The sequence below is a fragment of the Mesorhizobium sp. RCAM 05099 genome (assembly GCF_059683685.1).
The window spans coordinates 1270055-1283191 of the sequence record NZ_CM185035.1; the positions used below are offsets into that span (position 1 = coordinate 1270055).

Annotated in this window: 11 protein-coding genes; 7 read left to right on the forward strand and 4 right to left on the reverse strand. The window is 65.8% G+C overall.

Annotation, left to right across the window (positions count from 1 at the left end):
- The first annotated feature begins 52 nt into the window (after positions 1–52).
- Entirely contained in the window at positions 53–2038 is a 1986-nt protein-coding gene (gene ptsP / locus AC56QQ_RS06255; protein WP_497125943.1) for a phosphoenolpyruvate--protein phosphotransferase, read from the forward strand.
- Positions 2039–2058: 20 nt separating this feature from the next.
- Here ptsP and AC56QQ_RS06260 read toward each other — a convergent pair whose 3' ends face one another.
- Positions 2059–2862, reverse strand: a complete 804-nt coding sequence (locus AC56QQ_RS06260; RefSeq protein WP_497125944.1) for a hypothetical protein — start codon at positions 2860–2862, stop codon at positions 2059–2061.
- A gap of 156 nt (positions 2863–3018) precedes the next feature.
- Here AC56QQ_RS06260 and AC56QQ_RS06265 point away from each other — a divergent pair, with 156 nt between their 5' ends.
- Entirely contained in the window at positions 3019–4035 is a 1017-nt protein-coding gene (locus tag AC56QQ_RS06265; RefSeq protein ID WP_489858070.1) for a sugar-binding transcriptional regulator, read from the forward strand.
- Here AC56QQ_RS06265 and AC56QQ_RS06270 read toward each other — a convergent pair.
- The 3 genes from AC56QQ_RS06270 to AC56QQ_RS06280 are packed head-to-tail and all read right to left on the reverse strand — an operon-like array spanning position 4022 to position 7200.
- Positions 4022–4873, reverse strand: coding sequence for a TIGR01459 family HAD-type hydrolase (locus AC56QQ_RS06270; protein ID WP_497125945.1), 852 nt, complete (start codon positions 4871–4873; stop codon positions 4022–4024). The two genes, AC56QQ_RS06265 and AC56QQ_RS06270, sit on opposite strands and share 14 nt — an antisense overlap.
- Complete coding sequence (locus AC56QQ_RS06275) at positions 4870–6144, reverse strand: FGGY-family carbohydrate kinase (RefSeq protein WP_497125946.1); 1275 nt, start codon at positions 6142–6144, stop codon at positions 4870–4872. The genes AC56QQ_RS06270 and AC56QQ_RS06275 overlap by 4 nt, the downstream gene beginning before the upstream one ends.
- A 15-nt stretch (positions 6145–6159) precedes the next feature.
- A complete protein-coding gene (locus AC56QQ_RS06280; RefSeq protein WP_497125947.1) occupies positions 6160–7200 on the reverse strand; it encodes a class II aldolase/adducin family protein in 1041 nt (346 codons plus the stop codon).
- Between the two features lie 195 nt (positions 7201–7395).
- Here AC56QQ_RS06280 and AC56QQ_RS06285 point away from each other — a divergent pair, with 195 nt between their 5' ends.
- The 5 genes from AC56QQ_RS06285 (at position 7396) to AC56QQ_RS06305 (ending at position 13103) form a co-directional block, all read left to right on the forward strand.
- Positions 7396–8178 carry a DeoR/GlpR family DNA-binding transcription regulator gene (locus tag AC56QQ_RS06285; protein WP_497125948.1) on the forward strand — a complete coding sequence of 261 codons (783 nt, stop codon included), beginning with the start codon at positions 7396–7398 and terminating at the stop codon, positions 8176–8178.
- On the forward strand, positions 8175–9554 hold the full coding sequence (locus tag AC56QQ_RS06290) for an FGGY-family carbohydrate kinase (RefSeq protein WP_497125949.1): 1380 nt from the start codon (positions 8175–8177) through the stop codon (positions 9552–9554). Before AC56QQ_RS06285 ends, AC56QQ_RS06290 begins: the two co-directional genes overlap by 4 nt.
- Positions 9551–11095: a sugar ABC transporter ATP-binding protein gene (locus AC56QQ_RS06295; RefSeq protein WP_497125950.1), complete on the forward strand. Its 1545-nt coding sequence runs from the start codon at positions 9551–9553 to the stop codon at positions 11093–11095. The genes AC56QQ_RS06290 and AC56QQ_RS06295 overlap by 4 nt, the downstream gene beginning before the upstream one ends.
- Positions 11092–12108 (forward strand): ABC transporter permease subunit, encoded by a 1017-nt coding sequence (locus tag AC56QQ_RS06300; protein WP_489858063.1) that lies wholly within the window; start codon positions 11092–11094, stop codon positions 12106–12108. Before AC56QQ_RS06295 ends, AC56QQ_RS06300 begins: the two co-directional genes overlap by 4 nt.
- A 77-nt stretch (positions 12109–12185) precedes the next feature.
- On the forward strand, positions 12186–13103 hold the full coding sequence (locus tag AC56QQ_RS06305) for an ABC transporter substrate-binding protein (protein WP_497125951.1): 918 nt from the start codon (positions 12186–12188) through the stop codon (positions 13101–13103).
- The last annotated feature ends 34 nt before the right edge of the window (positions 13104–13137 follow it).

The window sequence follows — 13137 nt, forward strand, 5'->3', positions numbered from 1 at the left end:
CATTCGTGCCGCAGCCTATGTTGGGAGCGGCGCCCAAAACCAGAGTATTGCCATGGAACGCTCGACCATCGTCAGAGTGCATGAAGGTTTGCACGCCCGTCCCGCCACGCGGTTCGTCAAGCTCGCCAAGGGTTTCGAATCCGAGGTCGAACTGGTCAAGGACGGCAAGGCGGTCAGCGCCAAAAGCTCCGTCAAGCTGATGCTGCTGGCGGTCAAGGAAAACCAGGAGGTCACGGTGCGGGCGAACGGCGCCGACGCCATCGAGGCCATCGAGGCGCTGATCGGCTATCTCGAGAATCCGAAGGCGGGCCTCGACGATGAAGCCGAGGCGCAGGGCCCAGCGAATGACACCGGGCAGAAAACAGCACCCGCACCAGTGCCCGAAGCCGCGCCGCCTGCACCTGGTGGAGCAAGCGGCCTGCGCGGCGTGGCGGCAAGCGAAGGGTTCGCCATCGGGCCGGCCTTCGCGCATTTCCCGCCGGATATCGCCGGACAAGGCCGCCTGCTGCAGGCTGAGGAGATCGCGGGCGAGGTCGACAGGTTCCGCGCCGCCGTCGCCGCCGTCCAGGCGCGCATGGACCGGGCGTTGGCGCAGGACACCCTGTCGGCGGGAGACCGTGGCATCGTCGCGGCACTCAGGGATATTGCCGCCGACGACAGCCTGACCAGCGAGGCCGAGGGGCTGATCAAGGGCGGCAACGACGCGGTCTCGGCCGTCATCACCGCCTCCTCCACCATCGCCGCCGATTTCAGCGCCGTCGACGATCACTATCTCAATGCGCGGGCGGACGACGTCCATGCGGTCGGACGCCAGATCTGCCTCGTGCTGCTCGGGCAGGACGACGTCAGCCTCGAAAACATCCCCGAAGGGGCCATCCTGATCGCCGACGACATCGGCGCCTGGGATCTGGCGCGTGCGCCGCTGAAACGCATCGGCGGCGTGGTGTGCGGCCATGGCGGCGCCACCTCGCACATCGCCATCATCGCCCGCTCGCACGGCATTCCGGCGGTGCTTGGCCTCGGCGATCAGGTCAATGCCTTGCGCACGGCGCGCGAGGTGGCACTCGACGGCAATGCCGGCCATGTCATCATCGATCCCGATGCGGCGACCCGAGCCGATTTCGCCAACCGCGTTGAAGCGGCCGCAAAGGAGCGCGCCGGGCTGACCGTCTTCAAGACGGTGACGCCGAAGCTCGCCGATGGCACGATCATCGAGGTCGCCGCCAATATCGGCTCGCTAGAGGAAATCGAGGCGGCGCAGGAAGCCGGCGCCATGGGCGTCGGCCTGTTCCGCACCGAGCTTCTGTTCATGCGCCATATGCATCTTCCCTCGGAAGACATGCAGGCTGAAACCTACGCGGCGCTGGCCAAGGCATTCGCCCCATACCCGGTCATCGTGCGCACGCTCGATATTGGTGGTGACAAGCCGATTGCTGGCATCGAGTTTCCCGACGAGGAAAACCCCTTCCTCGGCTGGCGCGGCATTCGCATGTGCCTCGACCGGCCCGACATCTTCAAGCAGCAGTTGCGGGCACTGCTGAGGGCGGCCGTCCATGGCAACATCAAGGTGATGCTGCCGATGGTGTCCGACATATCGGAAGTGAGGCGGACGCACGGCCTGGTCGAGGAATGCGCGGCGGAACTGAAAGCCGAAGGCGTGCCGCACGCGACTTTCGATCTCGGCGTGATGATCGAAACTCCGGCCGCCGTGCTGATTGCTCCGGCGCTGGCCAAGGAGGTGGCGTTCTTCTCGATCGGCACCAACGACCTGACCCAATACATCATGGCCGCCGACCGGCTCAACCCGACCGTGGCCAAGCTCAATGACGTCACCAATCCGGCCGTCATGATGGCGATCGAAATGACGGCCAGAGCAGGCGTCGCCGCCGGCATCATGGTCGGCATGTGCGGTGAGGCCGCCGGTCGGCCCGATCTCATCGCAACATTCGTCAAGATGGGGCTGACCGAGCTCAGCATGAGCCCGGCCTCGATCCCGCGCGCCAAGAAGACGATCATGGCGATGGCGGCCGGGGACTGAATCCCCGCCGCTGGCTGAGCCTATGGCAAGTGCGCAAGCAAGGTGGTGAAGACGGAGGTCAGTTCATCGATGGCATTCGCCTTGGCGCAGGCCTGAGCAATGCGATCGTGACGGATATCCGCCGCCAGGATCGCGATCTCGAGCATATCTGGCTCGGGCGAACCGTCCCGGCTGGTGGTCGCTAGGCCGCAGGCCAGAACGAGCGGCGCCAGGCAGCTTATGTCGAGCGCCCGGCCACTCAGCGCCGCCGGTGTTTCCAACGCGGTTTCGGCAAAACGGACAGGGCGCTGGTTGAGGCACTCGACCAGCAGCGCCGAACAGGTGGCCGCAATCGCCCGCAGCCCGGCGTCAGGCGCGGTCAGTGCGGCCAGCAGGTCGCCGTGCCGCTTGCGCATCGTGGCATGGACGGCGGCAAAGTCGGCTTCGTGAATACGGGCATTGTCGATGTTCAGGCCGGCAAGCACCGCCTTGGTCAGATAGTACATATCGCGCCGGAACAGCCGCTCCGCGCTCAACTGGCGGTCCTCGTTGCCGACCGGGAAATAGGTGCCGAGGCCTTTTGCGGTCGTGCCGTCCACCTTTACCGGACGCTCATGCGGAACAAACGATTCGGCAATCGACAGCGCTTCGTCGACGGCGCTCGCGGCATGGCTGAGCAGGCCTTCGATGCCCTTGCCCGGAAACGGCGGCAGATGGCTGGTTGCTTCGCGCAAGACACTGGCGTCGCCAGTGCCGTCGTGGCGGCTCTGGCGGATGACATCGCGGACTTCCCGCAACCGGTCCTTCAGGTTGACGCGGACATCTTCGGAGATTTGTCGGAGCATCGCGGATCGCCTCGAATTCATGCGGCTGGCCGCCAGCAGGAGGCCAGTCGCCTACTCTACATTGTTCCTATCGATTGGTAGATCAATAGGGGATATTAGACCAGCAGGCAGAATCGGCGACGGCGGGCGCGTCCATCGCCGCGGGGGAGGGTAGATTTGGCCAGGCGGCGACAGAGCGAAAGCGACGACGGTCGGGCGGGAACCGGGGCAACCGAGCAGGTTGTCAACGAAAGCCGGACGGATCGCCTCAGGATTCGCGCCGCGTGGATGTATTTCGTCGAGCAGATGACGCAAAACGAGATCGCCGACGTGCTCGGCGTCGGCCGCGTCACCATCGTGCGCATGCTGGCGGAGGCCCGCTCGCGCAACGAGGTGAAGATCAGCATCGAGAGCGAATTGTCGGAAATCGTGCGGCTGGAGCGGGCGCTTGAAAAGACGTTCGGGCTGCAGCAGGCGCTGGTGGCGCCGCTTTCCGCGCCCGACGCCGATCCGCTAGCGGCAATCAGTGCCAAAACCGGCAGTTTCCTGTCCGACACGATGAAATCCGGTATGCGCGTCGGCGTTGGCTGGGGCCGGACGCTGTTCTCGAGCCTGCCCTTCATCAGCGCCAAATCGCTCACCGACTTCAAGGTCATTTCGCTGCTTGGCGGTGTCGGCGTCGTGCGCCGGTTCAACCCGGCCGAGTTCGCCTGGCGCTTCGCCCAAATCTTCCAGGGCGACGGCTATCTGATCCCGACGCCGGCGGTCGTCGACAGCGTCGAGACCAAGATCGCGCTGGTCGAGCGCTGCGGCCTGCAGGAGGTTTTTGAAATGGCCAACGTGCTCGATGCCGTTTTGCTGAGCGTCGGCGGCATCGCTTCGGCCACGACCTTCTCTCGCGGCGGCTTTCTCAGGGAAGCGGATCGGGAGGCCCTGCTTGCGCGTGGCGCCGTCGGCGACCTTCTGTTTCATTTCTTCGACCGCAATGGCGATCTGGTCGACCATCCGATCAACAGCCTGGTGATGTCGGTGGATGTCGACCGGCTGCGCAAGGCGCCGATCCGGATCCTGACCTCCGGCGGCGAGGAGAAGATCGAAGCGCTGCTCGGCGCCATGACCCTCGTCGCGCCGACGATCCTGATCACCGACGAGGAAAGCGCAAGGCGCATGCTCGAGGCGGTCAGCGCAGGCTGAAGGAAGCCGTGATATAGTCCGGCCAGGCCTTCTCTTCGTCGAAAACGATGGAGAGATCGGGCGTGTCCGCCAATATTCCACTCAGCACCAGCGCCGTGGCGATGCCGGCGCCATTTCCCCCTGCTATGTCGTGCTCGACGCTGTCGCCGACGCAGACCACGGTGTCGCGGTCCGGCTTGCCGGCCAGCGCAAGGGCCGCGTCGTAGATCGCCGGGTAGGGCTTGCCGATGCGGGTGACGGTGCCGCCGAGGTTTTCGTAGAGATCGGCGATCTCGCCCGCACCGAAGCGAGGTCCGACCGCCGTCAGCATGATCCTGTCGGGATTGGTGCAGAAGCACGGCACTTGCCGCGCCGCCGCCGGGGCAAGCAGCCGGCGATAGTGGCCGAGGTCGTAGCGGTCACCTTCGCTGGCCGAGATCAGCACCAGTTCGGCCTTATCGCCAGCCTCGGTCAGGACAAAGGGCAAGCCTTCGATCGCCGTGCGGTCGTTGTCGCGGCTGATCAGCAGGCAGTTCGTATCGGGACGCAACGCTCCGGTTGCCGCCATTCCGTGGAAGGATCGCCACGCCACCTCGCCGGAGGAGACGAAATGGTCCCAGCTTCCGGTTGCGAAGCCGAGCTTCAGCAGGCGGTCCTCGTTGGGCCTTGCGCGCTTGCCGGAATTGGAAATCAGCACCACGGTCTTGCCGGCGCGCTTCAGCGCCGACAACGCCGCAACCGCGCCTGGATAAGGGGCCGAGCCGTCATGCAGTACGCCGAACTGGTCGAGTAGGAAGACCTCGTAGCGCTCCGCCAGCGGCCCGATGTCATCGAGGCGCACGACCTTTCTGGCGCTCATAGAAGCCCCGCCTTGCCTGCGCCGATCAGCGCCAGCCGCGCCGTCCCGGCGGCGGCCTCGTCGGAAAGTGCTGGCAGGAAATCGACCCCAAGCTTGCGCTGTCGGATCGCCGTCCAGACCGGGTTTGCCGCGCCGCCACCGACGCTCCTGACCGATGTCAGGGCAGGGGCGCCAAGCTCGGCAAGCCTGTGATAGCCAAGAGCTTCAATCGCGGCGATGCCCTCGAACATCGCTTTCAGATAGTCGGCGTCATCCACTGGCCGTGGTTCAAGGCGTGGCGGCAGCGCCGGATCGGCGATCGGAAAACGCTCCCCGTTCGCGCTGAGCGGATAGTAGTCGAGGCCGGTTTCCGTCGTGGGGTCGATCGTGGCGCTGAGCTCGATGATCCGCGCCAGCGAAAAATGCTGTGCCAGAACCTTGCCGCCGGAATTCGATGCGCCACCGGCCAGCCAGGCGTTGCCGAGCCGATGGCTGTAGATGCCGAAGCGCGGCGCCGAGATCGGCCGGTGGGACAGGATCTTGATGGTCAGCGAGGAGCCCAGCGCGGTGACGCCGTCGCCGGCTGTCACAGCGCCCGTCGCCAGGAACGAGGCACAACCATCCGTGGTGCCGGCGACCACGATCACATCGCGCGGTAAGCCGAACATATCCGCGACGGCCGCGGTCAGGGCGCCGGTCACATCGCCCGGCTCGACGACGCGCGGCAGCAAGTCCATGCGCATTCCGGTCGCCGCGATCCAGTCCGGCCAGCGGCGGGCCCCGACGTCATAGCCTGTCTTCAGAGCATTGTTCTCGTCGCTGACATCGAAACGGCCGGAAAGGTTTCCGGCGATCCAGTCGGCCTGGTGCAGCACCGCCGCAATGCCGGGAAGATGCTGGAACCGTAAGGCCTTGGCGAGGCCGGATGTCGCTCCGTGTGCGGCGCTCGCGGCCGGCGCCTCGCGGGCGATCACGGCCAGGATGCCGTCATCGTCCACCTTGTCGTTGTACATTAGCGGTTCGGCAAGGGGCCGCCCGGCACCGTCGACCGGCAGCAGCGTGCCGGATGTGCCATCGACGGCGATCGCGCGGACCGAGGCGCGGTCGATTGCTGAAAGCAGCTCCGTCAGCGCGGCGCCAACGGCTGCCCACCAGACCGCGGGATCGCAGGGATTCTGGCCGAACCTGTCGAGCGGAACGGCGGAACGCGCGGCAATGGAAAAATCCGGACGCATGGCGACGGCGCGCGCGCCCGACGTGCCGATATCGATGCCGATGACAAGTGGCATCATGTGATCTGTCCTTTGCTAGCCGCCCGCGGCATTCAGTTTCTGGCGATACTGCTCGGCATCCCAGTTGACCAGCTCGTCGTTCTCCGCGTCGGTGAGATAGTTCAACGTCGCTGTAACATTCACCCGCGCCGTCACGTCGGCAAGGCAGCGTTGCATGGCGTCGGCGCCGGCACTGGCGTCGCCGCGCATCAGGACGCCGGCGCCGGGAAACAGGATCGCCGCTGGCGCCGCGCCCAGCCGTGCGATGATATCAGCCACATCCTCGCCAGGCCTTGCCACGACGGAGCCCTGCCCGAGGAAGATGACGTGGTCCGGGTAGAGGCTGCCGGCCTCCGCCATGCGCCGGCTTTCCGGATCGAGCGCAGCCGCATGCGCTTCGATATCCACCGGCAATCGGTAGCTGTCGCCGGCGAGCGCCGTCAAGGCCGCGATGTCGGGCGCCGGAGTCGCGCGCGCCGGCCGTGCCAGCAGCGACCGGACGCGGCGCAGCAGAAGCTCCGCTTCGGCGACGGTTTCGGCCGCGACGACCAGCCCATGATTGCCAAGGATCAACACGTCGACATCCGGCCGAAGTCTTTCGGCAATGCCGCGCGCAAGCGGCAGGCCCGGCCGGAAATAGGGGACATAGGCCCATTCGATCCCGTCGAGCCGCCTGGCAACCTCGGTCTCGCCGTTAGCCTGTACGGCAAGCGAGATCGTGTCGACACAGTGGACATGCAGAACCACGCGCTGCGGCATCAAGGCGTGCACCGTGGTCTCGATCGACGGGCGCAGCCCGCGCGGGTTGAGCGCGGCAATGGTGAAGGCCTGCGGCTGGTCGGCGGCGCGGTCGCGCTGTTCGACGGCCTTGAGCAGCGGCGACATTGCCACCGGCACCATGATGTCCTCGGTGAGCGCGTCCTTCAACCAGGTGCCGGAGGCCTTGATCCATAGAGTGTCGCCGGCTTTCAGCGACGTGTTGCCGCCCGCCGCCTGGGTCAGGTGCGGGCTCTGCCCGATGCTGGCCGAAAGCGTCCGCAAGGCAGCCAGTTCCTGCGCGTCAGCTTGGATCGCCATGGTGCCTTTCCTTCCAACGGCTAGGTCGTGTCTCGCACGAAATCCCGTCACCGGGATCGATGTCGGCGCTGATATCGCAGATACGAGCGATCTACGTCAACTGTGATCTACTATCGTCAAAACTGGCTTGCAATCTGACCGATGTTGAGTAAGTTGCGCCAATTGCCGTGAAAAATGGCATCTGGGAGGGAAGAGTTGAGCGAATCCGGCCGCCAGCGTCAGATCGTCGAACTGTTGCGGGACCGCCCGTTCGCCTCGGTGCGCGAGCTGCAGGAGCGGCTTGGCGTTTCGGCCGCGACGGTCAGGCGCGACATCGACAAGATCGACGAGGCCGGCGAAGCGCGGAAGGTTTATGGCGGCATCTCGGCGCTTGATGGCGCCTCACAGGCCGGCGTCGCCTACGCAAAGCCCTATGATGAGAACCGCGATCTCGCGGTCGAGGCCAAGCGGCAGATCGCCGCCCTTGCCGCGACCATGGTGCGCGACGGCGACGCGGTCATCGTCCATGGCGGCTCGACCTGCTTCCACCTTGGGGTCAAGCTCGCCGAGCGCAACATCCGCCTCTATACCAACTCAATGCCGCTCGCGGCCTATCTGAGCGATCACGGCCACTGCAGCCTGACGGTTGCCGGCGGCGAGTTGCATCGCGAACCCGGCATCATCCACTCGCTCACCCAGGGCATCCCCTTCTATGCCTCGAAATTCTTTCTCGGCGCGCAGGGCCTTAGCCAGGAAGGCGTGCTGGAATCGCATCCGCTGCTGGTGCGCTCCATCGTCGAGCTCAGCCTATGCGCCGACCAGATCGTGGTGCTGGCCGACAGCCGCAAACTGTCGATCCACGCCCGCAATGTCGCGCTGCCGCTCTCCCGCATCGGTACGCTGGTGACCGATGACGGCCTCTCCGACATCGATGCGCGCATGCTGGAGGACGCCGGTGTCATGGTGCGCATCGCTCCTTCCTCGGGAGTAGTCCAGTGAAAATGGCGGTGCTCGACTTCGGCAAGACCAACTCGAAGCTGTTTGTCTTCGGTCAGGACGGACGCATCCTCGACGAGCGCCGGACGCAGCCGAAATGGGTGCGCCAAGGCGGTTTCAGCGTGCTCGACGAGGCCGAACTCCGCGACTGGGCGCTCAGTGCCGTCGCCGAAGCGGTCGACAGCCACGGGGTAGAAGGGCTGATGGTGTCAGGCCATGGCTGTACCTTTGCCCTGATCGACGAGACGGCGCTGACGCATCCGATCCTCGACTACGAACAGGAGCCGCCGGCCGAGATTGCCGCGCGGATCGATCGCCGCATTCCGGATTTCACCGAAACCTTCTCGCCGCGACTGCCGCTCGGCTTCAATTATGGCCGGCATATGCTGTGGCTGCAGGAGGTCGAGCCCGACGCTTTCGCGGCGGCGAAAGCGATTCTCGGCTACCCGCAATATTGGAGCTGGCGCCTTGGCGGCCGGCCGGTCTCGGAAGTGTCCTATCTCGGCTGCCATTCGCATTTGTGGGCGCCCCGCAAGCGTGATTTCTCCTCGCTGGTCGATGCCCAGGGATGGCGCGGCAGGATGCCTTCCTTCGAACGTGCCGGCACCGTCATCGGCGAGCAGCGCCTCGGCGATACGGCACGACCGATCGCCATCCACAACGGCGTCCATGACTCGAATGCGGCGCTGCATGCCTATCGCCGGCAAGAACTTGGCCCGGTCACCGTCGTTTCGACCGGCACCTGGGTCATCGTGCTCAATCCCGATTGCCCGCTCGACGCGCTCGACCGCGACCGCGACATGCTGGTCAATGTCGATGTCGATGGCGGGCCCGTGCCGACCATCCGCTTCATGGGCGGCCGCGAATTCGCTGTCATCAGCGGCGGCTGGCAAGACGCGATCGCGCTGCCGGCGATCCAGCGGGTGATAGACGCCCGCATCATGGCGCTGCCGAGCTTTGCGCCGGGCGGCCCGATGTCCGGCCGCTCCGGCGAAATCATCGGCGCCACGCCCAACTCCGAGGAACGGGCGGCCGTGGCCTTGCTCTACGTGGTGCTGATGGTCGACCTGTCGCTCGACCTCATCCATTCGAACAACACCGTCATCGTCGATGGCGGGCTGAACAATGGCGGCCTGCTCGCCAGCCTGCTGGCGCAGCTGCGTCCGGGCCAGGCCTTCCTGCAGGGTGCCACGCTGGAAGGCAGCGCCACGGGTGCCGCGGCGCTCGCCTTCGAGAGCGTCGGGCGCGAATTCGCCGCCGAGGCGCCGGAGCCGGTGCGCGCTTCGGGTTTCACGGGGTTGGCTGGCTATCGCGATGACTGGCGCGCTCTCGCCATGGATCGCGACATCGCCGGCGCGGCAGCGGGAGGCGTGCGATGAGCGCCGCCGCCGAGACCGAGACGGCGCGCCGGCCGGTGCTGGAGATGCGGCACATCTCGAAGACGTTCGGCGCAATCCGCGCCTTGCAGGATGTCTCGCTCAGCGTCCATGCCGGTGAAGTCCACGCGTTGATGGGCGAAAACGGCGCCGGCAAGTCGACCTTGATGAAGGTGCTGTCTGGCGCCTATCGGCCGGATTCCGGTGGCGAGATCCTGATCGATGGCATGCCGGCCGCGACCGGTGATCCGATCAAGGCGCGTGCCAGCGGCGTCGCGGTGATCTATCAGGAGCTGTCGCTGGCGCCCAATTTGACGGTGGCGCAGAACATCTTCCTCGGCAACGAGCCGCGACGCTTCGGCATCGTCGACCGCGACCAGTGCGACCGGCGCGCCCGGGAGATCATCGCGCGGCTCGGTGTCTCCTTCTCGGCCCGCGATGCGGTCTCCAGCCTGTCGCTTGGCGAGCGCCAGCTGGTCGAGATCGCCCGCGCGCTGTCGACCAATGCGCGCATCATCGTCATGGACGAGCCGACCACGTCGCTGACCTCGCGCGAGACCGACCGGCTGTTCGAGGTCATCGCGACGCTGAAGTCGCAAGGCATCGCCATCATCTACATCAGCCACCGCATGGAAGAGGTCTACCAGCTCGCCGACCGCGTCAGCGTGCTGCGCGACAGCGGTTATGTCGGCACGCTCGAGCGCGCAGATCTCAGTGCCTCGCGGCTGGTGTCGATGATGGTTGGCCGCGATCTGTCGGCTTTCTACAAGAAGGACCATCGCCCGCCGGACGAAAAGCGCGCGGTGGCGCTGTCGGTGCGCGGCATGTCCGACGGACGTCTGCTGAAGAACTGTTCCTTCGACCTGCACAAGGGCGAGGTGCTGGCGCTGGCAGGTCTGGTTGGCTCTGGTCGCACCGAGCTTGCGCGGCTGATCTTCGGCGCCGACAGGCGCACATCGGGCACGCTGGAACTCGACGGCAAGGCGATCTCGATCGGTTCGCCGCGCGAGGCGTTGGATGCCGGCATCGCCTATCTCACCGAGGACCGCAAGGAACTCGGCCTGTTCCTCGACATGTCGATCTCAGACAACATCAGCATGGGTGTGCTCGCCGGGGACGCACGGGCAGGGGGGCTGCGCGATTTCGCCGCCGCGGGGCGGCGTGCCGCCGGGGCCATCGCCGATCTGTCCATCCGCGCCCGGTCCGTACAGGCCAATGCGGGCTCGCTGTCGGGCGGCAACCAGCAGAAGGTGCTGCTCGCCCGCTTGCTCGAGACCGAGCCGCAAGTCGTCATCCTCGACGAGCCGACCCGTGGCGTCGATGTCGGTGCGAAGTCGGAAATCTACCGGCTGATCGACAATCTCGCCAAGAAGGGCATCGCCATCCTGATGATCTCCAGCGAGTTGCCGGAGGTGATTGGCGTTGCCGACCGCGTTCTGGTGATGCGCGACGGCACCATCGCCGGCGAGGTGACGGCATCGCAGGACCAACCGCTCAGCCAGGAAGCGATCATGGAATTTGCAACGGGAGCAGCTCAGCGATGACCGACAAGTCGATCGAGACCGGGGCGATCGGGACGACGAGCGCGGGTGAGCAGGCGGCCGGGCGAAGCCGGCGGCTGCGCACCGCCTTCGCCGCGCTCGGCATGCTGCCGATCCTGATCCTGCTGGCAGCCGGCTTCCAGTTCCTCAATCCGCGCTTCCTCACCGAGACCAACCTGTTGATCGTCACCCAGCAGTCGTCGATCAACATCGTGCTGGCGGCCGGCATGACCTTCGTCATCCTGACCGGCGGCATCGACCTGTCGGTCGGCTCGATCCTGGCGGCTTCGGCGATGGTGGCGGTGATGGTGTCGCTGGTGCCGGACTGGGGATTGCTCGGCGTTCCGGCCGCCATTCTGGCCGGTCTCGGCTTCGGCCTCATCAACGGGCTGCTCATCGCCTACATCAAGCTGCCGCCCTTCATCGTCACGCTGGGTTCGCTGACAGCGGTGCGCGGCGTTGCCCGCCTGCTCGGGCAGGACACGACGGTGTTCAATTCGGACCTGCCGTTCGACTTCATCGGCAACGGTTCGCTGTTCGGCATTCCGTGGCTGGTCATCATCGCGCTGTCGGTCGTCGTGCTGTCCTGGCTGGTGCTCAAGCGCACCGTGCTCGGCACCTGGATCTATGCCGTCGGCGGCAATGCCGAGGCAGCGCGGCTGACCGGCATCAAGGTGCCGCTGGTGCTGCTCTTCGTCTATGGCGTTTCCGGTCTTCTGGCCGGCCTTGGCGGCGCCATGTCGGCGGCCCGGCTCTATGCCGCCAACGGGCTGCAGCTCGGCCAGTCCTACGAACTCGACGCCATTGCCGCGGTCATCCTCGGCGGCACCAGCTTTGTCGGCGGCGTCGGCTCGATCTGGGGCACGCTGATCGGCGGCCTGATCATCGCGGTGCTCTCCAACGGCCTCATCCTGGCCGGGGTTTCGGACATCTGGCAGTACATCATCAAGGGATTGGTCATCATCGTGGCGGTCGCCCTCGACCGCTACAGGCTCCAGGCCGGAGCAAGAACGTGATTGACCTTAGTCGCCGGTCAACGAGCCGGTTTGTGTGTAACGCACCGTGAGAGGCGCGGGGCAATCGGAGGAAGAAAATGAAGACCATCGCCAAACTGCTCTGCGGCGTCGCACTCGCGGCCGTCGCCATCGCGCCTGCTTCGGCCAAGGAGCTGAACAAGGTCGGCATCTCGGTCGGCCTGCTCGGCAACCCCTTCTTCGTCGCCACCATCAAGGGCATCGAGGACGCGGCCAAGAAGATCAATCCGAAGGTCGAGGTGACGTCGGTGTCGGCCGACTATGACCTCAACAAGCAGGTCTCGCAGGTCGATTCGTTCATCGCCGCCGGCGTCGACGTGATCATGCTCAATGCCGTCGATGCCAAGGCGATCGCGCCGGCGGTGAAGAAGGCACAGGCGGCCGGCATTATCGTTGCCGCCTTCGACGTTTCGGCGCCGGGCGCCGATGTCACCGTCATGACCAACAACGTCAAGGCCGGCGAAGAGGCCTGCCAGTATCTGGTCGACCACACCGGCGGCAAGGGCGACTACGTCATCCTCAACGGCCCGGCATCGTCGTCGATCCTGGAACGGGTCAAGGGCTGCAAGAACGTGCTTTCACAGCATCCGGACATCAAGATCCTCTCCGACGACCAGAATGCCGAAGGCTCGCGCGACGGCGGCCTGAAGGTGTTCCAGTCGCTGCTCACCCGCTTCGACAAGATCGATGCGGTGTTTGCCATCAACGATCCGACGGCGATCGGCGCCCAGCTCGCCGCCAAGCAGCTCAACCGCTCCGAGTTCATCTTCACCGCGGTCGATGGCGCCCCGGATATCGAGAAGGAACTCGCTTCCGGCACGTCGATGATCAAGGCCTCGGCCTCGCAGGATCCCTATGTGATGGCCGGCCAGTCGCTGACGATGGCGGCTGACCTGCTGGCCGGCAAGAAACCGGCCGAGGCAACCGTGCTGCTCGACCCGAAGCTGATCACCGCCGAGAACCTGAAGGACTACTAGGGCTGGACCGCGGCCCGCTGATCCGTCCAACACG

Bases quoted from the DNA above. Each gene is read 5' to 3' on its own strand.
- AC56QQ_RS06280 (WP_497125947.1), bottom strand. From the start codon at position 7,200: ATGGCGATCCAAGCTGACGCGCAGGAACTGGCTGCCTTGCGGACGCTT.
- AC56QQ_RS06275 (WP_497125946.1), bottom strand. From the start codon at position 6,144: ATGATGCCACTTGTCATCGGCATCGATATCGGCACGTCGGGCGCGCGC.
- AC56QQ_RS06260 (WP_497125944.1), bottom strand. From the start codon at position 2,862: ATGCTCCGACAAATCTCCGAAGATGTCCGCGTCAACCTGAAGGACCGG.
- AC56QQ_RS06295 (WP_497125950.1), top strand. From the start codon at position 9,551: ATGAGCGCCGCCGCCGAGACCGAGACGGCGCGCCGGCCGGTGCTGGAG.
- AC56QQ_RS06300 (WP_489858063.1), top strand. From the start codon at position 11,092: ATGACCGACAAGTCGATCGAGACCGGGGCGATCGGGACGACGAGCGCG.
- ptsP (WP_497125943.1), top strand. From the start codon at position 53: ATGGAACGCTCGACCATCGTCAGAGTGCATGAAGGTTTGCACGCCCGT.
- AC56QQ_RS06305 (WP_497125951.1), top strand. From the start codon at position 12,186: ATGAAGACCATCGCCAAACTGCTCTGCGGCGTCGCACTCGCGGCCGTC.
- AC56QQ_RS06270 (WP_497125945.1), bottom strand. From the start codon at position 4,873: ATGAGCGCCAGAAAGGTCGTGCGCCTCGATGACATCGGGCCGCTGGCG.